Origin of the sequence: Amycolatopsis acidicola (genome assembly GCF_007713735.2) — a bacterium.
Lineage (GTDB): Bacteria > Actinomycetota > Actinomycetes > Mycobacteriales > Pseudonocardiaceae > Amycolatopsis_E > Amycolatopsis_E acidicola.
In genome coordinates this window covers 1-22725 of sequence record NZ_VMNW02000117.1, presented here as the reverse complement: position 1 = coordinate 22725, position 22725 = coordinate 1, and the positions used below count along the sequence as shown (strand labels likewise).

The following is a 22725-nucleotide window of genomic DNA, read 5'->3' as shown; positions in this document are numbered from 1 at the left end:
CATGTTCGCCGCCCCCGCAGGCATGTTCGCCGCCCCCGCAGGCATGTTCGCCGCCCCCGCAGGCATGTTCGCCGCCCGATCGCACGACGGCCATCGTCGGCGCGAACCCGCCACCGAGGACGGCCAAGACACCACCGGGCGAGGCAAACACGCCCGGGAGAACAGCAAACACGCCCGCGGGAGCGGCAAACACGCCCAGAGCACCAGCCCCGGCGTCAGGTGAGGAACCGGGGATCCAGCGCGGCTTTCGCGAGGTTGAACCCGTCCGGCGGCACGCCCTTGGGCGAGTTCAGCCAGCCACCCCGATCCCGCGGCTTGCCCGCGCGATCGTTGTTCAGCAGCAAGGAAACGTAGCAGCCGTAGTCGATCGCGTAGCCGTCGTAAAGGGTGCCGGGGCGTTCGCTGTCGACGATGCCGCGCCGCAGCACGTGCAGCAGCCGCGCGTCGTACAGCTCCCCCACCACGTCGTGCCGAGCGCCCGCGAACTGGTCGAGCAGGAACGTCCGCGATTTGCGCCTGCCGACCACCTCGTCGATCAGCGAGCCCAGCACCCGCCGGGCGGGCTCGTCCGCCGCGAGCGCCGCCTGTTTGTCCCGCAGGTACCAGTCCCGCGCGGCCATTCTGATGTCCCGCAAGGAGATCGGCTCGTCGTGCGCGTACTGAGCGGCCAGCGCGGCGATGTTGATCCCGTCCCGCGGGATCCCCTCGGCGGCCCGTACCAGCTCGCCGAAAGCGTTGCCGCGGAAGCATTCCTCGACGAATGCCGCGGTGTCCGGCGGCGGGTTGGGCAGCATCGTGGCGAGGCGGACCGCGGCGTGGTTGAAGAACAGCTCCACGAAGAAGTCGTTCGCCCGGGCACGCGAGTTGTCGAAGATCAGGAAGTCGTCCAGCGACACCGCCGACGCCGCGTCCGCGCCCACCTCGATGCCCAGCTGGTCCCCCGACGCCGAGGGCGCCCGGAACCGCGAGCGCCGTTCGATGGCCGCGATCTTCACCGTGATCCCGTTGGTGGGCAACACGCTGCGCCGCAGCAGATCCGCCAGCAACGGCTGCAGGTCCAGCGGCACGCTGCTCCATTCGTCCAGCAGGAGCCATAACCGCGCCGGACGCAGCGCGTCCGCGATCGACCGCAACGCCCGGCCGAGCGGGCCGAACACCACGTGGTGCTCCTCGACGCCGGTACGCCGCAGACTGCTCTCCGCGGACACCACCTTCCGCCCGCCCGCGGCCAGCTTCGGCGAACGGGAAAGCTCTGCGCGGTAAGAGGAATCGACCTCGCCGCCGATCCTCGTCTCGCGTTCCACCTCACCCACCACGTGCACCGCGGTGGCCGAGTCCGCCAGCTCGTCCAGCGCCGGCACCAGCCCCGGCCGGTCCCCCAGATCACGCTCGATCGCCGCGTCCAGCAGCTGTTCGTGCACCGCTTCCAGCGTGTCCACCAGCAGATGCGTGCCGCGCACCGCCGCGCTCAGCTCGCTGTCGGCGTACATCCCGCCCGCCGTGCCGACCGTGCGCAGGTCCAGGTATATCGCGACGTCGCCGGTGCGGTCGACCACGTCCGCCAGGTGCAGCAGCGCGTGCGTCTTCCCGGCCCCGCGCCTGCCGTAGACGATCTGGTGGTCGGTCGAGTGCAGCATCGCCGAAAACGACCCCGCGGCAACGAAAGTCGACGTCAGCGTGGCCCGGTCGGCGCTCTCGGCGCGCCGCGGGATCCGCATCAGGGCGTGGTTGAGGTGCTTCTGGCGCGAGTTTCCCACCGGGGTGAGCGTGCCCGACCTCGATGATCAAGCACAGCCGCCGCCCGGGTGGAACGGGTTCACTGTGTGTCGCCGAGCCAGGCGGTGAAGAACTCCGTCAACGGCTCACCGGCGTGCTCTTCGGCGTGCGCGACGAACTCCGCCGTGCTGACCGTGCCGTGCCGCTTGTCCACCGCCCACGAGCGCAGCATCGGGAAGAACCGCTCATCCCCGAGCCGCTCCCGCAACGCGTGCAGCGCCAGCGCGCCCCGTTTGTACACGCGCTCGTCGAACAGGTTCGACTCGCCGGGATCACCGATCTTGAGCGCGGCGCGCTCGGACATCCGGCCCCACCACTGGCGCGCCAGCTCGTCGGCGCGCGGGCCGCCGGATTCCTCCGACCACAGCCATTCCGCGTACGTGGCGAAGCCCTCGTTGAGCCAGATGCACCGCCACTGCGCGATGGTGAGACTGTTGCCGAACCACTGGTGCGCCAGCTCGTGTGCCACCAGCCGCTCGAACCCGCGCGCCCCGTCGACGTGGTTGGCCCCGAAGATCGCCATCCCCTGGGCCTCGATCGGGTCCTCCAGCTCGTCGTCGGTCACGACGACCACGTACTCGCCGAACGGATACGGCCCGAACAGCCGCTCGAACAGCGCCATCATCTCCGGCTGGCGGCGGAAGTCCCGCGCCGCCTCGGCGCGCAGCGCGCCCGGCACCGCCACCCGCTGCGGCACCGTGCCGTCCAGCGCGATCTCCTCGTACCGTCCTATTTGGACGCTCATGAGGTAGCTCGCGGTGGGCTCCGGCCGGTCGAAGACCCACGTGGTGGCGCTCGCCCCGGCCCGGCGGGACACCAGGTTTCCCGTCACCAGCACGGAATACGGCGAGGCCGTGGTGACCGTGACCCGGTACGTGGCCTTGTCCGAGGGGCGGTCGTTGCACGGGTACCACGACGGCGCGCCGATCGGCTGGCTCGCCACCAGCACCCCGTCGGTGAGCTCGTCCCAGCCGATCTCGCCCCACCGGCCGTCCACCGGCCGCGGGTTGCCCGAGTAGCGCACCTCGACGGTGAACTCCGTGCCCGCGGGCACCGCCTTGGCCGGTTTGACCGCGAGCTTGCCGGGCTGCCGGGTGAACCGGGCGGCCCGGCCGTCCACGCTCACCCCGCTGATCTTGAACCCGGACAGGTCCAGCACCACCCGCGACAGCGGCCGCGTGCTCACCGCCGTGATCTTCGCCCGCGCCGAAAGCCGGTTCGGCCCGATCTTGTAGTCCAGCTCGAGGTCGTAGTGCCGGACGCGGTAGTCCTCGCTGCCGTGGTTCCCCAGTGCCGTCCTCAAGCCCGGCGCCCCCAGGCGGAAATCGGGTTGCCCAGCCAGCGCGAATCGGCCGGCACGACGTCGCCACGGGTGACCAGCGAACCAGGGCCCACGGTGGTGCGGGCGCCGATGGCCGCGCCGGGCAGCACGATGCCGTGCGGCCCGAGCGTCGCGCCCTCGCCCAGCGTCACTTCGCTCATGCTCATGATTCTGTCGTGGAACAGGTGCGTCTGTACAACACAACCCCGGTTGGCCGTCGCGCCGTCACCGAGAGAGACCAGGTCCATCTCCGGCAGCCAGTACGTCTCCAGCCAGGCACCGCGCCCGATCCGCGCGCCCATCGTGCGCAGCCACGCCGGCAGCAGCGGGGTGCCGCCGACCGACCCGATCAGCCAGGGCACGGCCAGCGCCTCGACGAACGTGTCGGCCAGCTCGTTGCGCCACACGAAGGAGCTCCACAGTGGATGGTCGACGGTGCGGAACTTCCCCACCAGCACCCACTTCGTCGCCGTCGCCACCGCGGCGGCAACGACGCCGGCGCCGGAGAGCACCAGCCCGGACAGCACCGCGGCGGCCCACAGCCCGGCGCTCGCCCAGATCGCCAGCAGCGCGGCGGCCACGAGCACGCCCAGCGCCACCGAGCACATCACCGGCAGGATGCGGCACAGCTCGACCAGCGCCCGCGCGACCTTCAGCCGCGCCGCCGGACGGTACGTGCGCCCGGCGTCCCCGGACTCCACGGCGCGCCGCAACGGCATCGGCGGCATCCCCAGGTACGACGAACCCTTCTTCGCCTTACGCGGCGTGGAAGACAACACCCCGACCAGCCCGCGCTTCGGCACCGCGCGGCCGGGCGCGGTGATCCCCGAGTTGCCCAGGAAAGCCTGCTTACCGATCCGCGCCGGGGCCACGTGCAGCCAGCCGTGCCCGAGCTCGTAGGTGGCGACCATCGTGTCGTCCGCCAGGAACGCGCCGTCGTCGACCTGCGTCATCTTCGGCAGCGCCAGCACCGTCGACACCTCGGCGTCGCGGCCGATCTTCGCCCCGAGCAACCGCAGCCAGACCGGAGTGAACAGGCTGGCGTACAAGGGGAACAGCCCGCCGCGCGCCATGTCCATCAGCCGCTCCACGGTCCATACCCGCCACGCCATCGATCCGTGCACCGGGTGGTAGCCCTCGGCCATCCCGATCCCGAGCAGCCGCACGCCGACCAGGACCAGCAGCGCATAGGTCACGAAGTACGCGATCGTCGCCACCGGCACGAAAGCGAGCGCTTTCCCGAGCGACGGCACGTCCGCCACCGCCAGCCCCAGCACCACGACACCCGGCAGCGCGGCCACCGCGGGCAGCAGCCCGAGCAGCATCGACGTGAGCCCGTAGGTGAACGCCCAGAACCGCTTGCGCGGCGGACGGCTCGACGGCCAGCGCAGCGCGCCCTTGCCCGAGCGCACCGCGGGCGAACCCGCCCAGCGCTGCCCGGCCGGCACCGCGCCGCGCACCGTGGACCCGGCCGCGATCTCCGCGCCCTTGCCGATGCGGACGCCCGGGAACAGCGTGCTGCGCGCACCGACGCGCGCTCCCGCGCCGACCCGGATCTTGCCGATGTGCACCAGATCGCCGTCGACCCAGTGCCCGGACAGGTCCACCTCGGGCTCGACGGCCGCGCCGCGCCCCAGCTTCAGCAGGCCGGTGACCGGCGGCGGCGAATGCAGGTCCACGCCCGGGGACACCTTGGCGCCCAAGGCTTTCGCGTAGTGCGTCATCCAGGACGCGCTGGACACGTCCCCGGCACCGCTGAACTGGGCCAGCTTCTCGGCCGCCCACAGTCGCAAGTGGACACTGCCGCCACGCGGATAGCTGCCGGGACGGACATCCCGCAGCAACAGCCGCGCGCCACCGGCGGCGATCGCGATCCGGCCAGCCGGGCTGAACAGCACCAGCCAGGCCGCGACGAGCGACCACCACGGCGCCGCGGGCGCCCACGCCACGCCGAGTACCGAGAGCACCGTCGACAGCGCCGCGAGCACCGTCGTCCAGCGCAGCCCCACCAGCGTGGCCAGCGGCACCATCGCCAGCGCCTGCACCACCCCGGCGCGGCGCGGCGTCGGGCGGATGTCCCGGCGCGCGGTCTCGGTGGCGTCCAGCCCGTCGAGCACCGCGGCGAGCCCGCCGAGCGTCGGATGCTGGTAGATGTCGCTGACCGACACCTGCGGGTGGCGGGTCCGGATCCGGGCGACCAGCTGCGCGGCGGTCAGGCTGCCGCCGCCGTGGCTGAAGAAGTCGGCGCCGGGATCGCCCGCCGTCACGCCCAGGATCTCCGACCAGCCTTCGGCGAGCCACATCTCCGTGGGAGACAACGACTCGCTGGCCTCCACTGTGGACAGTGGCCACGGCAGCGCGGCCCGGTCCACCTTCCCCGAGGTGCGGGTCGGCAGGTCGTCGAGCACGGCGAGCAGCGGCACGAGCGCCGCGGGCAGCCTGTCCCGCAACAGCACGCTCGCCTCGCCGGTGTCGAACTCGCCCGAAGGCACGACGTAGCCGACCAGGATCTGGTTGCCCGCCTTGGTTTCGCGGATCGCGGCAGCGGCACCGGCCACGCCGGGAAGCGCTTGCAGGGCGGCGTCCACCTCGCCCAGTTCGATGCGGCGGCCACCGAGCTTGATCTGCTCGTCGGCGCGGCCGAGGAAGATCAGGCCCTCCTCTTCGGCGCGCACGAGGTCACCGCTGCGGTAGGCGCGCTGCCAGCCCAGCGACGGCAGCGCCGCGAACTTCTCCGCGTCCTTGACCGGGTCGAGGTAGCGGGCCAGGCCCGCGCCGCCGATCACCAGCTCACCGGACTCGCCCATCGCGACCGGCTCGCCCAGCTCGTCCACCACCGCGAGCTGCCAGCCCAGCAGCGGCAGCCCGATCCGCACCGGGCCCTCGCCGTGCAGCTGCGCGGCGCACGCGACGACCGTGGCCTCGGTGGGGCCGTAGGTGTTCCACACCTCGCGGCCCTCGACGGCCACCCGCTCGGCCAGCTCGGGCGGGCAGGCCTCGCCGCCGAAGATCAGCAGCCGGACCTCTTCGAGCGCGTCGGCGGGCCACAGCGCGGCCAGCGTCGGCACGGTCGACACGACGCTGATGCGCTGCGCGATCAGCCACGGGCCCAGGTCCACGCCCGTGCGCACCAGCGAACGCGGCGCGGGCACGAGGCAGGCGCCGTGGCGCCACGCCAGCCACATCTCCTCGCAGGAGGCGTCGAACGCGACCGAGAGACCGGCCAGCACCCGGTCACCGGGGCCGATCGGCTCGTCGGCCAGGAACAGCCCGGCCTCGGCGTCGACGAACGCGGCGGCCGCGGAATGCGGGACCGCGACGCCCTTCGGCTTGCCGGTCGAACCGGAGGTGAAGATGATCCACGCGTCGTCGTGCGGCCCCGGCGCGCCGGGCTCGCCGGACGGCGCGGCGTGCGGGGTGAGCTCGCCGCCGTCGGTGAGCACCGCGCACACCCCGGCCTCGCCGAACACCAGCGCCGCGCGCTCGTCCGGGTCATCCGCGTCGACGGGCACGTACGCCGCGCCCGCGGCCAGCACGCCAAGGATCGCGATGTACAGCTCGGCCGTGCCGGAGGAGATCCGGACGCCGACCCTGTCGCCGACTCCGACGCCCGCCGCGGCCAGCCGCGCGCGCAGCGCTTCGACCTCCTCGGCCAGCTTGCGGTAGCTGAGCACCGTGCCGTCCGCGTCGAGCGCGGGCGCCGAGGGATGCCGGGCGACGGTGTCGGCGAAGACGTCCACGAGGGTGCGTTCGGCGGCCGCGAGGCCGGTCCAGAACAGCGCCCGCGGTCTGGTGTCGACGACTGTGGGCAGGGGTGTTTCCAGGGCGGTCAGCAAGCCCTTCACTCACCTTTCGGCACTAGTCGGGCTCGCGCTCGCTGAAGGTGAGGCGCCCGTGCGACCGACCAGCCTACCAATGCGGCCAAAAGAAGGCGGGACGCGGCTGGCGGTCACCCTGTGTGCCGAGCATTCCGCCGTGGCTGTGGCCGGATTGGGAGGACAGCACAGTCGCGGGAGTGAACTGCGGGTCGCGGCACGGTCTCTACTTGGCCTTCTTCGGCTTCTTCTCCCGGATCCGCACGTTGATGCGCACCGGGCTGCCCTCGAACCCGAAGCGCTCACGGAACTTCCGCTCGATGAAGCGCCGGTACCCGGCCTCAAGGAAGCCCGTCGTGAACAGCACCAGCGTGGGCGGGCGGATGGCCGCCTGCGTGGCGAACAACACCTTCGGCTGCTTTCCGCCGCGCACCGGCGGCGGGGTGGCCGCGATCAGCTCCGAGAGCCAGCCGTTGAGCTGGCCCGTGGAAACACGCTGGTCCCACGACGCCAGCGCGCGCCGCAGCGTCGGCGCCAGCTTGTGCACCGAACGCCCGGTCAGCGCCGAGATGTTGACCTTCTCCGCCCACGGCACCCGGACCAGCCCGCGGTCGAGCTCCTTCTCCAGCTGGTGGCGGCGGTCCTCGTCCACGAGATCCCACTTGTTGAACGCCAGCACGCAGGCGCGGCCCGTCTCCACGACCATCGTCAGCACTCGCAGGTCCTGCTCCGACAGCGGCTCGCTCGCGTCCAGCAGCACGATCACCACCTCGGCCGCGTCGATCGCGGCCTTGGTGCGCAACGAGGCGTAGTACTCGGTGCCGCTGGCGGTGTGCACGCGCTTGCGCAGGCCCGCGGTGTCCACGAACCGCCACGTCTGCCCGTCCAGCTCCACCAGGGAGTCCACCGGGTCGACCGTGGTGCCCGCGACCGAGTCGACCACCGCGCGGTCCTCGCCGGTGAGCTTGTTGAGCAGGCTCGACTTGCCCACGTTCGGCTTGCCGACCAGCGCCACCCGGCGCGGCCCGCCCGCGGCCCGGTCGCTGTCGCGCGGAGCGTCCGGCAGCGCCTTCACGATCTCGTCCAGCAGGTCACCCGAGCTGCGGCCGTGCAGCGCGCTGACCGGCTGCGGCTCGCCCAGCCCGAGCGTCCACAGCGAAGCCACGTCGCCCATCAGCCGCTCGTCGTCGACCTTGTTCGCGGCCAGGATCACCGGCCGCTTCGACCGGCGCAGCACGCGCGCGACCGCTTCGTCCGTGGTCGTCGCGCCGACCGACGCGTCCACCACCAGCAGCACGGCGTCCGAAGTGGACATCGCCAGCTCGGCCTGTGCCGCGACCGCGCCCTGCAGGCCGCTCGCGCCGGGCTCCCAGCCCCCGGTGTCGACCACCGTGAACCGGCGGCCGTTCCACATCGCGTCGTAGGCGACCCTGTCCCTGGTCACCCCAGGCTGGTCCTGCACGACCGCCTCGCGGCGGCCCAGAATCCGGTTCACCAGGGTCGACTTGCCCACGTTCGGCCTGCCGACGACGGCCAGCACCGGCTGGCTCAGCTGGGCGTCCTCGTCCTCGGCCGCGCCCTCCGCCCCGGCGTCGAGCGCGGCGAACTCCGCCTCGTCGGACCAGGTGCCGTCCACGTCAGTCATAACTCCGCTTTCTGTTCCCGCACCGCGCGCTGCTCGTCCAGGCCGCGCACCAGTGCCGCGAGCCGCGCCCGCACTGTCTCAGTGGCTTCCGCCAGTCCCGCCCGGCCCTTGCCGACCTCGAGCGCGAACGGTTCGCCGAACACCAGGTCCACCCGGGGCCGGAACCGCCGCTTGCGGCCGGCCGGGCGCTTCGTGCCGCGCACGGCCACCGGCAGCACGACCGCGCCGGAAGCCCGGACCAGCCAGGCCGCGCCGCGCTCGGCGCTCGCCACGTCCCCGTCACCCCTGGTGCCCTCGGGGAACACGCCGACGAGGCCGCCTTCACGCAACAGTCTGGCAGTGACCAGCAGCGGCGCCCGGTCGGGCTCACCCCGGCGGACCGGCACCTGGCCGATCCGCCGGAGGAGCCACCCCACGGCCCCGGTGAACATCTCCTCTTTGACGAGGAACACCGAACGCCGCGGCAACATTCCGAAGATGAGCTGCGGTTCGACCAAAGAACTGTGGTTGGCCACCAGCAGCACCGGCCCGGTGCGCGGCACGTTGGCGCGCCCCCGGACCCGGATCCGGTACGCGGGCCGCAGGATCACCTTCCCGATCCCGCGGCAGAAATCGTGCAACCCGGGCGACGCGCCTTCGGGCAGCCCGGCCGAGCTCACCGCCGCGCCCCCGCCGTGCAGTCCGAGAGCAGGCCGCGCTTGCGCGCCAGCTCGGTGAGCGCGACCAGCACCTGGTCGATCTGCAGCTCGGAGGTGTCCACGTGCACCGCGTCCTCCGCGGGCTTGAGCGGCGAAGTGGCGCGGCTGGAGTCCAGCTTGTCGCGCCTGTCCACCGAAGCGAGCGCGGCGGCGTGCGTGGTGTCGCGGCCCGCGGCCGTGTCCTGCGCGCTGCGCCGCGCGGCCCTGATCTCCGCCGAAGCCGTCAGGAACACCTTCAGCGGCGCGTCCGGCGTGACGACCGTGCCGATGTCCCGGCCCTCGACGACGATCCCGCCGACCTCGGCCACCACGTCCTCGACGATCCGGCGCTGCCGGGCCACCAGCAGCTCGCGCACCGCGGGCACCGCGGAAACCGGCGACACCGCGTGGCTCACCTCGGGACCGCGGATCTCCGCCGCCACGTCCTCGCCCGCGAGCGACACCGCCGGGCGGCCGGGAGTGGTGCCGATGGCGAACACGGCCTTGCCCGCGACCGCGGCGACCGCCGCGGAATCCGCGAGGTCCGTGCCCGCGCGCAACACGGCGAGCGTGATCACCCGGTACATCGCGCCCGTGTCGAGATAGCCGGCCGACAGACGCTCCGCGAGCTTGCGCGCCACCGTGGTCTTGCCGGTGCCCGACGGTCCGTCCAGCGCGATCACGCCACGTAGGGCTCCCGCCACGGCCATTCTCCTTGGTGCTCGAACCGGATGTCGTCCGCTCCATTCTGCCTGGCAGGCACCGCCGTGGCCGCACCGGGCCGAAACGGGCAAACCGGTAACGTGGAGATCGTGAACGTGGAAGTGACTCCTCTGCCCGGAATCGGGGTACGCAAGGATTTCGCCCTCCGAAGCGGACGGCGGATCGGTGTGGTGACCCACCGGGACGGGCAGACAGAACTGATCGTGTCCAAGTCCGACGACCCCGACGCCTGCCTGGCGTCCCTGCCGCTGACCGCGGAGGAGGCCAGCGCGCTGGCGAACCTCCTCGGCGCGCCGCAGCTGGTCGCGCAGCTGACCGAGGAGCACCGGGACCTGCCCGGCATCAGCACCCGTCAGCTGCCGATCAAGTCCAACAGCGTGTTCGACGGCCGGACACTCGGCGACACCGCGATGCGCACCAGAACGGGCGTGTCGGTGGTGGCCGTCGTGCGGGCCGGGCAGGCGCATCCCTCGCCCACGCCCGAGTTCACCTTCACCGCGGGCGACGTGCTCGTGGCCGTCGGCACCTCCGAGGGGCTGGAAAACGCCCTCAAGATCCTGAAGAACGGATAAGCCCTTGGATCACACTGCCCTGTCCCTCATCGAACTCGGCGCCGTCTTCTTCGGGCTCGGCTTCCTCGGCCGGCTCGCCGGAAAGATCGGCATGTCCCCCATCCCGCTCTACCTCCTAGGCGGCCTGGCATTCGGCCAGGGCGGTCTGATCCCCCTGCAGGACATCGGCGGTTTCACCCATCTGGCCAGTGAAATCGGCGTCGTCCTGCTGTTGTTGTTGCTGGGCTTGGAATATTCGGCCGCGGAACTGTTCACCGGGCTCAAGCGCTCGTGGACCGCGGGCGTGCTCGACATCGTGCTCAACGCCGCGCCCGGCGCGATCGTGGCCGTGCTGCTGGGCTGGGGCCTGACCGGCGCGATCGTGATGGCGGGCGTCACGTACATCTCTTCGTCCGGGATCATCGCGAAGGTACTGGGCGACCTCGGCAGGCTCGGTAACCGCGAAACCCCCGTGGTGCTTTCGATCCTCGTGTTCGAGGATCTCGCGATGGCGCTGTACCTGCCGATCCTCACCGCGCTGCTGGGCGGCGTGAGCTTCCTCGGCGGGCTCGAAGCGGTCGGCATCTCGCTGCTGGTCATCACCGTGGTGCTGGTGATCGCGCTGAAGTTCGGCCGCTACGTCTCGGCGATCGTCGACTCCGACGACCGGGAAGTGTTCCTGCTCAAGGTGCTCGGCGCGGCGCTGCTGGTCGCCGGGCTCGCCTCGGCGATGCAGGTTTCCGCCGCGGTCGGCGCTTTCTTGCTCGGCATCGCCATTTCCGGTTCCACCGCGGAAAACGCCACGCACATGCTGGAACCGCTGCGCGACCTGTTCGCGGCCGTGTTCTTCGTGGTGTTCGGGCTCAACACGAACCCGGCGCAGATCCCGCCCGTGCTCGGCTGGGCCGTGCTGCTCGCCGTGGTCACCACGCTGACGAAGCTGGCCACGGGCTGGTGGGCCGCGCGCAGGCAGGGAGTCGGCAGGCTCGGCCGGGCCCGCGCCGGCGCCGGGCTGGTGGCGCGCGGCGAATTCTCCATCGTGATCGCGGGCCTGGCGGTGACGGCCGGGGCCGTCAACGACGAACTGGCCGCGCTCGCCACGGCCTACGTGCTGCTGATGGCCATCCTCGGCCCGACGGCCGCGCGCATCGTCGAGCCGGTGGCGAAAGCCTTCCAGCGCAAGGCCACCCGGCACGAAACGGCCACCTCGACGGCGAACTGAACGTGCCGGCGCGCGGGCACAAGGGGGTGCCCGCGCACCGGGACGGTCAGTCCGGCTACGCCGCGGAAAGCGTTTCCAGGATCGCTTCCCCGTACTTGACCAGCTTGCTCTCGCCGACCCCGCTCACGCCGCCCAGTTGCTCCAAAGTGGACGGTCGCTCGGTGGCGATCTGCCGCAGCGTGGCGTCGTGGAAGATCACGTACGCCGGGACGCCCTGGTCCTTCGCCGTCTCCGCCCGCCAGGCACGCAGCCGCTCGAACAGCGGCGCCGCCTCCGGCGGCATTTCCACCGCGGCCTTGGACTTCGCGGTCTTCGGCGCCTTCGCGGCACGTTTGGGCTCGCGGCGCAGCCGCACCTCACGACGACGGCCCAGCACCTCGCCGCTCGCCTCCGTGAGCACGAGCGTGCCGTAATCCCCTTCCACCGCCAGCAATCCCTGCGCCAGCAGCTGCCGCACCACGCCGCGCCACTCGCTTTCGGACAGCTCGGTGCCGATCCCGAACACCGTCAGCTCGTCGTGGCGGTGCTGGCTCACCTTCGGCGTCTGCTTGCCGAGCAGGATGTCGATCGACTGGCCCGCCCCGAACTTCTGCCGCCGCTCGGTGGCCAGCCGGTACACCGCCGAGAGCAGCTTCTGCGCCACGACCGTGCCGTCCCAGGACTCCGGCGGCGCCAGGCAGGTGTCGCAGTTGCCGCACCGCTCGCCCTGCTGCCCGAAGTAGTTCAGCAGCTGCACGCGACGGCACTCGATCGTCTCGCACAGCGCCAGCATCGCGTCGAGGTGCTGCCCCAGCCTTCGCCGGTGCGCGTCGTCGCCCTCGGAGGTGTCGATCATCTTGCGCTGCTGCACCACGTCCTGCAGCCCGTACGCCAGCCACGCCGTGGACGGCTGCCCGTCACGGCCGGCGCGGCCCGTCTCCTGGTAGTACCCCTCGACGGACTTCGGCAGGTCCAGATGCGCGACGAAGCGCACGTCCGGTTTGTCGATGCCCATCCCGAAGGCGATCGTGGCCACCACGACCAGCCCGTCCTCGCGCAGGAACCGCGACTGGTGCTTCGCCCGCGTCCTCGCGTCGAGCCCCGCGTGGTACGGCACGGCCGGAATCCCGTTGGCGGACAAGAACTCCGCGGTCTTCTCGACCGACGCCCGCGACAGGCAGTACACGATGCCCGCGTCACCGGCGTGCTCGGTGCGCAGCAGCTCCAGCAGCTGTTTCTGCGGGCTGTTCTTCGGCACGATCCGGTACTGGATGTTCGGCCGGTCGAAGCTGGCGACGAAATGCTTCGCCTCGCCCAGGTTCAGCCTCGTCGCGATTTCCTCGTGGGTGGCCTTCGTCGCCGTGGCCGTCAGCGCGATGCGCGGCACGTCCGGCCAGCGCTCGTGCAGTTCGGACAGGCCGAGGTAGTCGGGCCGGAAGTCGTGCCCCCACTGGGAAACACAGTGCGCCTCGTCGATCGCGAACAACGCGACCTTTCCCCGGCCGAGCAGGCTGACCGTGGACTCCAGCCGGAGCCGTTCCGGCGCCAGGTACAGCAGATCCAGCTCACCGGCGAGGAAGGCCTGCTCGACCTCGCGCCGCTGCTCGTAGTCCTGCGTGGAGTTGAGGAACCCCGCCCGCACGCCGAGCGCGCGCAACGCGTCGACCTGGTCCTGCATCAGCGCGATCAGCGGTGAGATGACCACGCCCACGCCTTCGCGCACCAGCGAGGGGATCTGATAGCACAACGACTTCCCGCCGCCGGTCGGCATGAGGACGAGCGCGTCCCCGCCGTCGACGACGTGGCTGATGATCGCCTCCTGCTCGCCCCGGAAGGAGTCGTAGCCGAAGACGCGCCGCAGCACGCCGAGTGCGTCGGACACGGTTTCGGTGGAAGTCACCCGGCGATGGTAGCGGCGACCACCGACGCTAGAGATTCACGGCGCGGTAGAGGCCGCCGACCTCTTCGCGGGTGAGGCGGCGCAGCGTGCCCGGTTTGCCGTTGCCCAGCTGGACGTCGCCCACCGCGGTGCGCACCAGTTTCCGCACCGGGTGGCCGACTTCGTCCAGCAGCCGGCGCACGATGTGCTTGCGGCCCTCGTGCAGCACGACCTCGACGAGCGTCCGCCCGGCCTGCATGTCCTTGACGCGGAAGGCGTCCACCTTGACCGGGCCGTCCTCGAGCTCGATCCCGGCGCGCAGCTGCTTGCCCAGCCCGCGCGGCACCAGCCCGTCCACCTCGGCCAGATACGTCTTCGGCACGTGGTAGGACGGGTGCATCAGCCGGTGCGCGAGGTCACCGTCGTTGGTCAGCAGCAGCAGGCCCTCGGTCTCGGCGTCCAGCCTGCCGACGTGGAAGAGCCGCTCGGCGCGGTTGCGCACGTAGTCGCCGACGCACGGGCGGCCCTGGTCGTCCTCCATCGTGCTGTGCACGCCGCGCGGTTTGTTCAGCGCGTAGTAGACGAGGTCCTCGCGCACGATCACGCGCGTGCCGTCCACGTGGATCACGGCGTTGTCCGGGTCCACCCGGCGGCCGAGCTCGCGGACGGTGCGGCCGTCCACGCTCACCCGGCCCTGCACGATCAGCTCCTCGGCCGCGCGGCGCGAGGCGACGCCGGCCTTGGCGAGTACTTTCTGCAGCCGGACGCCCTCGGGTGTCTCGTCAGATGTCATCGATCGCGTCCACTTCCGGTAGCAACGGGGCGATCGGGGGCAGGTCGTTCAGCGACGGCAGCCCGAGCCGCTCGAGGAAAAGTTCGGTGGTGACATACAGATTGCCACCCGTCTCCGGGTCGGTGCCGGTCTCCTCGATGAGACCACGGGCGAGCAGAGTCCGGATCACCCCGTCCACGTTCACCCCGCGCACCGCCGCGACCCTGGCGCGCGTGACCGGCTGGCGGTACGCGATCACCGCGAGGGTTTCCAGCGCCGCCCTGGTGAGCTTCGAGCGCTGGCCGTCGAGCAGGAGCTTCTCCACGAACGGCGCGTAGGTGTCGCGCGTGAAGAACCGCCAGCCCTCCCCGACGCGGCGCAGGTCGATCCCGCTGCCGTGTTCGGTGAAGCGCGCCGACATCGTCTTGAACGCTTCGGTGACCCTGTCCACCGGTTGCTCGACGGCTTCCGCCAGCGACTCCTCGCTCGCGGGCGAGTCGACGACGAGCAGCAGCGCCTCGAGCGCCGACTCGAGCGCGGCAGGCTCGGTGAGATCGGGCATCCGCGACTGGAGCGCGACCAGCTCGGCATCCTCGCCGTCCTGCTCCGCTTCGGCTTCTTGGCCGTCCGCGTCGGCGAGTTGGCCCTCCCCGTCGGCGAGTTGGCCCTCCCCGTCGCCGTGTTGGCCGCCCGCGTCGCCGTGTTGGCCCTCCCGCTCGGCGAGTTGGCCGGACTCGGGTTCCGCCTCGCCCGGCTCGTCTTCCGGCGTGGCCTCCTCGGCCGCGACCTCGGCGACGCCGCCCTCGACCTCGGCCGCGGCCTCGACTTCCGGCACTTCCGGAACCTCAGGCGCGTCCGGATCCTCAGGCGCCACAACGGTTTCCGCGCTCTCACCGTCGCCATCCGGCTCGGCCTGCCGCGGCTCGATCCGGTCCAGGTCGACGATCGCGTCTTCGTCCTCGGGGCTCACCCGTACTCCTCTTCCTCGATACGGGCCCGGTCCGCTTCGGCGGCCTCCTCGGCCTGTTCCAGCGACCCGCCCGTCCAGCGCACGCTGAGCGAACCCAGTGCTTCCTCCTGCTCGAACTGCACGGTCGACTCGCGGTAGAGCTCCAGCAGCGCCAGGAACCGGGCCACCACCTCGATGGTGTGCTCGCAGTCCGACACCAGGTCCGAAAAGCTCGCCGTGCCCTCCGCCGCCAGCCGCACCCGCAGCAGCGCCGCGTGCTCGCGCACCGAGACCCGCCCCATGTGCAGGTGGTCCAGCGAAACCGTGGGCGGCGGCTTGGGCCGGAACACCGCCAGCGCGATCTCGCGGAACTTCTCCGGGCTCACGCCCAGCATCACCTCGGGCAGCAGCCCGACGTAGCGTTCCTCGACGGCCACCGAACGCGGGTACCGCCGCAGCGCCCCCGCCTCCAGCTCCGAGAACAGCTCCGCGACCTGCTTGTACGCCCGGTACTGCAGCACGCGCGCGAACAACAGGTCCCGCGCCTCGAGCAGCGCCAGGTCGTCTTCGTCCTCCACCTCGGCCGAAGGCAGCAGCCGCGCCGCCTTCAGATCCAGCAAGGTCGCCGCGACGACGAGGAATTCGGTGGTCTCGTCGAGATCCCACTCCGCGCCCAGCGCGCGGGTGTAGGCGATGAAGTCGTCGGTCACCTGGTGCAGCGCCACCTCGGTGACGTCCAGCTGGTGCTGCGAGATCAGCTGCAGGAGCAGGTCGAAGGGGCCCTCGAAGTTGTCCAGCCGGACCTTGAACTTCGCGGCACCCTCGGCCGTCACTTCCCCGACCGCGGCTTCCGCCGGAGGCTCCGGCCGGGGAGCCTCCCCAGCCGGTACCTCTGGAGTGGTCACGAGCCGGTGGCTTCCTCGGCGTCGTACTGGTGGTCCCGCAACCGCTGGACCAGGACCGAATCCGGGCCGTGCTGCTCGAAGTCGGCGAGCAGCACCGCCACCGCTTCGCGCACGAGCCTGCCGCGGTCGATGACCAGGCCGTGCGTGGCGCGCAGCGCGAGACGCGCCTGCTCCATCGCGACCAGCTCGTCACCGGAGACGTACACCGTGATCTTCGAATCGTGCTTCTGGCGCCCGGTACCGCGCTTGGCGGCGCCGCCGCTGCGCTCCAGCTGCTGCCGCTGGTCCTGCACCGGCGCGGGCTTCGGCTTGGGCATCTCGACGGGCAGCATCGGCTCGAGGGCCGGGCTGCTGGTCAGGCGGAAAAGTTCCGAAGCCCCGGGGAGGGAGGCTCGCCTGCTCACCGAGCGATCACCTCGCGGGCCAGCGCGCGGTAGGCCTGCGCGCCGGCGGATTTGGGGGCCCAGCGGGTGATCGGCTCCCCGGCCACGGTGGTCTCGGGGAACCGGACCGTCCGGTTGATCACCGTGTCGAACACGGTGTCGCCGAAGGCTTCCACCACCCGCGCCATGACCTCTCTCGAATGCAGGGTCCTGGGGTCGAACATGGTGGCCAGGATGCCGGTGATGTCCAGTTTGGGGTTCAAGCGCTCGCGTACCTTCTCGATCGTGTCGATCAGCAAAGCCACGCCACGCAGGCTGAAGAATTCGCACTCCAGCGGGATGATCACACCGTCCGCGGCAGTCAGCGCGTTCACCGTGAGCAGCCCGAGCGATGGCTGGCAGTCGACGAGAACATAGTCGTACCCGCTCATCACCGGTTGCAGGACCCTGAGCAAAGTGTGCTCGCGGCCGACCTCGGCCACCAGCTGCACCTCGGCCGCCGACAGGTCGATGTTGCTCGGCAGCAGGTCCATGCCCTCGATCTTGGTGTTGCGCAGCACGTCGTCGGCGGTGACGGCACGTTCCATGATCGCGTTGTAGACGGTGTGCTCCAGCTCGTGCGGCTGCACGCCGAGACCCACCGACAGCGCCCCCTGCGGGTCGAAGTCGACCAGCAGCACCCGCCTGCCGTACTCGGCGAGCGCGGCACCCAGGTTGATGGTCGAGGTGGTCTTGCCGACCCCGCCCTTCTGGTTGCACATGGCGAGCACCGTGGCCGGGCCGTGCTTGTCGAGCAGCGGCGGCACCGGGATGTCCCGCGCCGGTCTGCCGGTCGGGCCCACGGAGGGCTCCCCGTTCACCTTGCCGGGCTGCACGGTGGTGTCCACAGCCTCCGGCTCCCCCTCTGTCGCGATGGTCAGGTTGCTGAGATTCGCGGCGGCCGTGAAGGCCGTTGCCGATCGGGCCGGCTGCTCTGTCGACATGGCGCGAAAACTCCTCGTTCGACGGGTCTGCCGAAGCCTATTGCTCGCCGCGATTGTCGCCAAAGCGGCTCGCCGAGATCTTTCGCCTCAACCCAGTGCCCGAGGATGGGCCGTAGCATATATCTCACGGAGAGTGTTCACCGTAAGCAGGGTGTAAACCTGCGTGGTGGTCACCGATGCGTGACCAAGCAGTTCCTGAACCACCCGAACGTCTGCCCCGCCTTCAAGCAGATGGGTGGCGAAGGAGTGACGCAGGGTGTGCGGCGACACGCTGGCCGAGATCCCGGCCCGCTCGGCGTTCGTCTTGAGCACCTGCCACGCGCTCTGCCGCGAAAGCCGGGTGCCGCGGGCGTTCAGGAAAAGCGCCGCGGTGCCCCGGCCGCGGGCCGCCAGCACGGGCCGCGCGCGCACCAGGTACGCCTCCACCGCCTCCACCGCGGGCTTCCCGATCGGCACCAGGCGCTGCTTGCCGCCCTTGCCGTCGAGCAACACCGTGCGTTCTTCGCGGTCCACGTCGTCGAGGTCCAGCCCGACGGCCTCGGAAATGCGGGCGCCGGTCGAGTACAGCAACTCCAGCAGCGCCCTGTCCCGCAGCGCGCGTTCACCTTCGCTGCCGGGCATGTCCAGCAGGCGCAGCACGTCGTTCACCGGCAACGCCTTCGGGAGCCGTTTCACCGCCGCCGGCGGCCGCACCTCGCGGGCCGGGTCGTCGTCGGTGATGCCGTCGAGATGCGCGAAGCGGTGCAACCCGCGAACGGCCACCAGCGCCCGCGCCGCCGACGAAGCGGCCAGCGGCGGGTGCTCGTCGTCGCCCTCCCGCAACGCCGCGCCGAACGACATCACGTCCTTCTCGGTGATCTTCCCGAAGTCCGTGACGCCGGACCGGCCGAGGTGAGCGGCGTAGCGGCGCAGGTCGCGCGAGTAGCTGTCGAGCGTGTTCCGCGCCGTGCCGCGCTCCACGGTGAGGTGATCGAGATACGCCGTGATCACCTGTTCCACCGGGTTCGCCACGGCGACACTCTAGGGCCCGCCGCAACCCCGCGCGATCAGCTAGCGAACCCGTTTCGCGAAAGTGTCCGGACGGTCACGCCACGGCGCGTCCGCGGGCCGGGTGCTCGCGGCGCCGGTGAGCACCGCGTGCGCGGCCAGCACCCCGCCGACCGTGGCGCCGTTGACCAGCTCCCCGGCCAGCGCCATCCGCACCGCCTCGGCCAGCGGCACCTTGTGCACCACCAGATCCGCTTCCTCGTCGTCGTGCCCGAGGTCGGTCCTGTCCACTTCGGACAGACCGCGGGCCAGGAACACCCGGACCACCTCGTCGGTGAAACCGGGCGACGCCGCGACGTCCACGAGCGTCTCCCAGCTCGACGCGGTGAGCCCGGCCTCCTCCACCAGCTCCCGCTTCGCCGCCTCGACCGGTTCCTCGCCGATTTCGTCCAGCAGCCCCGCTGGCAGCTCCCAGATCCGCCTGCCGAGCGGATGCCGGTACTGGTGGATCAGCGTGACGGCGCCGTCCTCGTCCACCGCCGCGATCGCGACCGCGCCGAGGTGCTCGACCACCTCCCGCTTCGCCACGGTGCCGCCGGGCATCCGCACGTCGTCGATCCGCAGCCCGACCACGCGCCCCAGGTGCACGTCCCGGGACGAGACGACCTCGAACTCGTGCTCGCCGGGAGCGCTCATCGCACGCTCGCGGTCGGCTCGGGCAGCTCCACCGGCAGCCGGTCCGCCGTGCGATAGCGCACCGCCGCCTTCACGAACGCGTCGAACAGCGGGTGCGGCCGGGTCGGCCTGCTCTTGAGCTCCGGGTGCGCCTGGGTGCCCACGAAGAACGGGTGGATCTCCTTCGGCAGCTCGACGAACTCCACCAGCCGCTCGTCCGGGGAAGTCCCGGAGAACACCAGGCCCGCCTTGGCGAGCTGGTCGCGGTAGGTGTTGTTGACCTCGTAGCGGTGCCGGTGCCGCTCGGACACCTCGACGCTGCCGTACGCCTGCGCCACCTGCGAACCGGGCTTGAGCTTCGCCGGGTACGCGCCGAGGCGCATCGTGCCGCCCATGTCGCGCTCGCCCGCGATGACGTCCTTCTGGTCGGCCATCGTGGAGATCACGGGGTGCCGCGTGGTCTCGTCGAACTCCGCGGAGTTCGCGTCCTCGATCCCCGCCAGGTTCCGCGCCGCCTCGATCACCATGCACTGGAGGCCGAGGCACAGCCCCAGCACCGGGATGCCGCGCTTGCGCGCGTACGTGATCGCGCCGAGCTTGCCCTCGATGCCGCGCACGCCGAACCCGCCGGGCACCAGCACACCGTCCACATCGGACAGAGCCTGCGCCGCGCCCTGCGGCGTGGTGGCACGGTCTGACGCCACCCACACGATCTCGACCTTGGCGCGGTGCGCGAAACCACCGGCGCGCAACGCTTCGGTCACCGACAGGTACGCGTCGGGGAGGTCGATGTACTTGCCCACCAACGCGATCCGCACCGTCTCCGACGGGTTGTGCACGCGGTCGAGCAGATCGCCCCACACCGTCCAGTCGACGTCACGGAAGGGCAGCCCGAGCCGGCGCACCACGTAAGCGTCGAGCGCTTCGCGATGCAGCACCTTGGGGATGTCGTAGATCGAGGACGCGTCGGGGCAGGCGATGACGGCTTCGTTGTCCACGTCGCACATCAGGCCGATCTTGCGCTTGAGGTCCTCGGGCAGATCCCGGTCCGCGCGGCACACCAGCGCGTCGGGCTGGATGCCGATGTTGCGCAGCGCGGCCACGGAATGCTGGGTGGGCTTGGTCTTCAGCTCGCCGGACGGCGCGAGGTAGGGCACCAGCGACACGTGCAGGAAGAAGCAGTTGTCCCGGCCGACCTCGTGCCGCAGCTGGCGGCAGGCCTCCAGGAACGGCAGCGACTCGATGTCGCCGACCGTGCCGCCGACCTCGGTGAGCACGACGTCGGGCTGGTGCCCGGTGCCGTCGGATTCGGCCACCGCCATGATCCGCCGCTTGATCTCGTCGGTGATGTGCGGAATGACCTGCACGGTGTCCCCGAGATACTCGCCGCGCCGTTCCTTCGCGATCACCTCGGAGTACACCTGCCCGGTGGTCACGTTGGCCGAACCGGCGAGGTCGCGATCGAGGAAGCGCTCGTAGTGCCCGATGTCGAGGTCGGTCTCGGCCCCGTCCTCGGTCACGAACACCTCCCCGTGCTGGAACGGGTTCATGGTGCCCGGGTCGACGTTGAGGTAGGGGTCGAGCTTCTGCATCGTGACCCGGAGGCCACGCGAAGTGAGGAGCTGACCCAGGCTAGAAGCGGTGAGTCCCTTTCCCAGGGAGGAGGCAACGCCCCCGGTGACAAAGACGTACTTGGCTGTCCGCGGCTGAAGTCCCACGGGCTTCCACCTTATCGCACACCCACCCCGGCGCTCGGCGAGCCTCGCCGACGCGGTTCGATGTCCCCGGCAGGTTTTTCCGAGAAGGAGGCACGTTCGTGGCCGGAAACACAGCGAGCACGTGGGCCGCGCCCGTGGCGTCCGGGGCGCTGGACGCCTCCGTCGGCGTGCCCGGCTCGAAGTCGATCACCAACCGCGCCTACGTGCTGGCCGCGCTTTCGGCCGCGCCGACGCTCGTGCGCAAGCCGCTCGACTCCCGCGACGCGCGCCTGATGCTCGGCGCGCTCACCTCGCTCGGCGGTTCCTGGGAACAGGCCGGGGAGAACGTGCTCGTGCAGCCGCTCGTGCCGGAGGGCACCGAGCCGGGCGCGGTGGCGCTCGGCAACGCCGGCACGGTGGCGAGGTTCACTCCGGCGCTCGCCGGTCTCGGCAGCAAGCCCGTCGTGTTCGACGGCGACGAAGCGATCCGCCGCCGCCCGATCGCCCCGCTGTTGCGGGCGCTGCGCGAACTCGGCGTGGACATCGAGGACGACGGCCGCGGCGCGCCGCCCTTCACGGTGCGTGGCCACGGCGGTATCGGTGGAGGGAAAGTCGAGCTGGACTCGAGCGCGTCGAGCCAGTTCCTTTCCGCGCTGCTGCTGGCGGCCCCCTCGTTCGAGTCCGGGGTCACGGTGCGTCTCGTCGGCGGCACCCCGCCGAGCGAGCCGCATATCGCGATGACGCTGGATCTGTTGCGACGCTTCGGTGCGAGCCCGGAAAGGCAGGGCACGGAGTTTCATGTGCCGGGCGCTCAGCTGTCCTGCCCGGACTACACGGTGGAGCCGGACCTGTCGACGGCCGCGCCGTTCGTCGCCGCCGCGGCCGTCGCGGGTGGCACGGTGCGTATCGAAGGCTGGCCGCAGCGCACCACACAGCCGGGTGACTGGCTGCGGAGCCTGATGACGGAGTTGGGGCAGGGCGCCGAACTGACCGCGGACGGGCTGAAGGTCACCGGCACGGGCGAAATCCGGGGCGCCACACTGGATCTGCACGAGGTCGGCGAGCTGACCCCGGTGGTCGCCGCGATGCTCTGCTTCGCCGACGGGCCGTCGGTGATTTCGGGGGTGGCGCACCTGCGCGGCCACGAAACCGACCGGCTGGCCGCGCTCGCCACGGAACTGTCCTCGTTCGGCGCGCGAGTGACCGACACCGAGGACGGGCTGCGGATCACCCCGGCCCCCTTGCACGGCGGCGTTTTCCACACCTATGACGACCACCGCCTGGTGATGGCGGCGGCCGTGCTGGGACTGCGCGTGCCCGGCGTCGAGGTGGAAAACCCGGGCACGGTCGGGAAGACCTTCCCGGGGTTCACGGAGACCTGGGAATCGATGCTCGGCTGAGATTCCGGTGGCGCGCGGTCACTTCCGGGGCTGGGTCGGCGCTCGGCCGAGAATTCCCCGGGATTCACGGCCATCCGCGCCGACGCTCCACCGGGGGTTCCGCGAGCTCCGGCACTCGGGGAGCCGTTGCCCGGCCGACGTTCCCCGGATTCACCGGCACCCGGGAATCGACGCTCCCCGAGAGTTCCCGCACGTCCCGGCACCCGAGTCGATACTCCCCTGGCCTTCCCGGCACCGTCACCCGAGCGATGCTCGGCCGACCTGCGCAGGCAGGCCCTGCCACCCAGGTCGATGCCCCGCTCGGGCTCCCCGGGCCCCGCCACCCGAATCGATGCTCCCCGGCGTTCCCCGTGATTCAGCGGCGCCCAGGCCGATGCTCCCTCACC

At 71.3% G+C, this 22725-nt stretch carries 19 protein-coding genes; 4 read left to right on the top strand and 15 right to left on the bottom strand.

Annotated elements, in window-relative coordinates:
• Window positions 1-223 (top strand): hypothetical protein (locus FPZ12_RS46160; RefSeq protein ID WP_208026188.1); only part of this gene is annotated, 223 nt, incomplete at its 5' end.
• Here FPZ12_RS46160 and FPZ12_RS41120 read toward each other — a convergent pair.
• From FPZ12_RS41120 to cmk, 6 genes are all read right to left on the bottom strand, one after another.
• Window positions 216-1757 (bottom strand): hypothetical protein, encoded by a 1542-nt coding sequence (locus FPZ12_RS41120; protein ID WP_144757594.1) that lies wholly within the window; start codon window positions 1755-1757, stop codon window positions 216-218. The two genes, FPZ12_RS46160 and FPZ12_RS41120, sit on opposite strands and share 8 nt — an antisense overlap.
• Window positions 1758-1816: 59 nt before the next feature.
• Window positions 1817-3079 (bottom strand): M1 family metallopeptidase, encoded by a 1263-nt coding sequence (locus FPZ12_RS41115; protein WP_243770289.1) that lies wholly within the window; start codon window positions 3077-3079, stop codon window positions 1817-1819.
• On the bottom strand, window positions 3076-6933 hold the full coding sequence (locus FPZ12_RS41110; RefSeq protein WP_243770288.1) for a Pls/PosA family non-ribosomal peptide synthetase: 3858 nt from the start codon (window positions 6931-6933) through the stop codon (window positions 3076-3078). The genes FPZ12_RS41115 and FPZ12_RS41110 overlap by 4 nt, the downstream gene beginning before the upstream one ends.
• Window positions 6934-7138: 205 nt before the next feature.
• On the bottom strand, window positions 7139-8557 hold the full coding sequence (gene der / locus FPZ12_RS41105; protein ID WP_144757592.1) for a ribosome biogenesis GTPase Der: 1419 nt from the start codon (window positions 8555-8557) through the stop codon (window positions 7139-7141).
• Window positions 8554-9216, bottom strand: a complete 663-nt coding sequence (locus FPZ12_RS41100; protein WP_144757591.1) for a lysophospholipid acyltransferase family protein — start codon at window positions 9214-9216, stop codon at window positions 8554-8556. Before FPZ12_RS41100 ends, der begins: the two co-directional genes overlap by 4 nt.
• Window positions 9213-9917, bottom strand: coding sequence for a (d)CMP kinase (gene cmk / locus FPZ12_RS41095; RefSeq protein ID WP_144757597.1), 705 nt, complete (start codon window positions 9915-9917; stop codon window positions 9213-9215). Before cmk ends, FPZ12_RS41100 begins: the two co-directional genes overlap by 4 nt.
• A 129-nt stretch (window positions 9918-10046) precedes the next feature.
• Here cmk and FPZ12_RS41090 point away from each other — a divergent pair, with 129 nt between their 5' ends.
• Together FPZ12_RS41090 and FPZ12_RS41085 are read left to right on the top strand one after the other, a co-directional pair.
• Complete coding sequence (locus tag FPZ12_RS41090) at window positions 10047-10529, top strand: cation:proton antiporter regulatory subunit (RefSeq protein WP_166463074.1); 483 nt, start codon at window positions 10047-10049, stop codon at window positions 10527-10529.
• A gap of 4 nt (window positions 10530-10533) precedes the next feature.
• A complete protein-coding gene (locus FPZ12_RS41085; RefSeq protein ID WP_144757589.1) occupies window positions 10534-11730 on the top strand; it encodes a cation:proton antiporter in 1197 nt (398 codons plus the stop codon).
• Between the two features lie 55 nt (window positions 11731-11785).
• Here FPZ12_RS41085 and recQ read toward each other — a convergent pair whose 3' ends face one another.
• From recQ to FPZ12_RS41040, 9 genes are all read right to left on the bottom strand, one after another.
• Entirely contained in the window at window positions 11786-13609 is a 1824-nt protein-coding gene (recQ, locus tag FPZ12_RS41080; protein ID WP_144757588.1) for a DNA helicase RecQ, read from the bottom strand.
• Between the two features lie 28 nt (window positions 13610-13637).
• Window positions 13638-14381 (bottom strand): pseudouridine synthase, encoded by a 744-nt coding sequence (locus tag FPZ12_RS41075; protein ID WP_144757587.1) that lies wholly within the window; start codon window positions 14379-14381, stop codon window positions 13638-13640.
• Window positions 14371-15234, bottom strand: a complete 864-nt coding sequence (gene scpB / locus FPZ12_RS41070; RefSeq protein ID WP_424923699.1) for an SMC-Scp complex subunit ScpB — start codon at window positions 15232-15234, stop codon at window positions 14371-14373. The genes FPZ12_RS41075 and scpB overlap by 11 nt, the downstream gene beginning before the upstream one ends.
• A gap of 92 nt (window positions 15235-15326) precedes the next feature.
• The gene (locus FPZ12_RS41065) at window positions 15327-16214 is read right to left on the bottom strand and encodes a segregation and condensation protein A (RefSeq protein WP_144757586.1); all 888 of its coding nucleotides are present in this window, start codon (window positions 16212-16214) and stop codon (window positions 15327-15329) included.
• A complete protein-coding gene (locus tag FPZ12_RS41060; protein WP_144757585.1) occupies window positions 16211-16618 on the bottom strand; it encodes a cobyrinic acid a,c-diamide synthase in 408 nt (135 codons plus the stop codon). The genes FPZ12_RS41065 and FPZ12_RS41060 overlap by 4 nt, the downstream gene beginning before the upstream one ends.
• The gene (locus FPZ12_RS41055; protein WP_144757584.1) at window positions 16615-17580 is read right to left on the bottom strand and encodes a ParA family protein; all 966 of its coding nucleotides are present in this window, start codon (window positions 17578-17580) and stop codon (window positions 16615-16617) included. The genes FPZ12_RS41060 and FPZ12_RS41055 overlap by 4 nt, the downstream gene beginning before the upstream one ends.
• A gap of 87 nt (window positions 17581-17667) precedes the next feature.
• Window positions 17668-18570: a site-specific tyrosine recombinase XerD gene (gene xerD, locus FPZ12_RS41050; RefSeq protein ID WP_144757595.1), complete on the bottom strand. Its 903-nt coding sequence runs from the start codon at window positions 18568-18570 to the stop codon at window positions 17668-17670.
• Between the two features lie 60 nt (window positions 18571-18630).
• Window positions 18631-19263, bottom strand: a complete 633-nt coding sequence (locus FPZ12_RS41045; RefSeq protein WP_144757583.1) for an NUDIX domain-containing protein — start codon at window positions 19261-19263, stop codon at window positions 18631-18633.
• Entirely contained in the window at window positions 19260-20960 is a 1701-nt protein-coding gene (locus FPZ12_RS41040) for a CTP synthase (RefSeq protein WP_144757582.1), read from the bottom strand. Before FPZ12_RS41040 ends, FPZ12_RS41045 begins: the two co-directional genes overlap by 4 nt.
• Before the next feature lie 98 nt (window positions 20961-21058).
• Between FPZ12_RS41040 and aroA the strand changes: the two genes are divergently transcribed.
• Window positions 21059-22339 carry a 3-phosphoshikimate 1-carboxyvinyltransferase gene (aroA, locus tag FPZ12_RS41035; protein WP_144757581.1) on the top strand — a complete coding sequence of 427 codons (1281 nt, stop codon included), beginning with the start codon at window positions 21059-21061 and terminating at the stop codon, window positions 22337-22339.
• Window positions 22340-22725: the final 386 nt, after the last annotated feature.

Coding starts and splice junctions, on each gene's coding strand:
- der (WP_144757592.1), bottom strand. CDS start 8,557: ATGACTGACGTGGACGGCACCTGGTCCGACGAGGCGGAGTTCGCCGCG.
- FPZ12_RS41075 (WP_144757587.1), bottom strand. CDS start 14,381: ATGACATCTGACGAGACACCCGAGGGCGTCCGGCTGCAGAAAGTACTC.
- FPZ12_RS41045 (WP_144757583.1), bottom strand. CDS start 19,263: ATGAGCGCTCCCGGCGAGCACGAGTTCGAGGTCGTCTCGTCCCGGGAC.
- FPZ12_RS41055 (WP_144757584.1), bottom strand. CDS start 17,580: ATGTCGACAGAGCAGCCGGCCCGATCGGCAACGGCCTTCACGGCCGCC.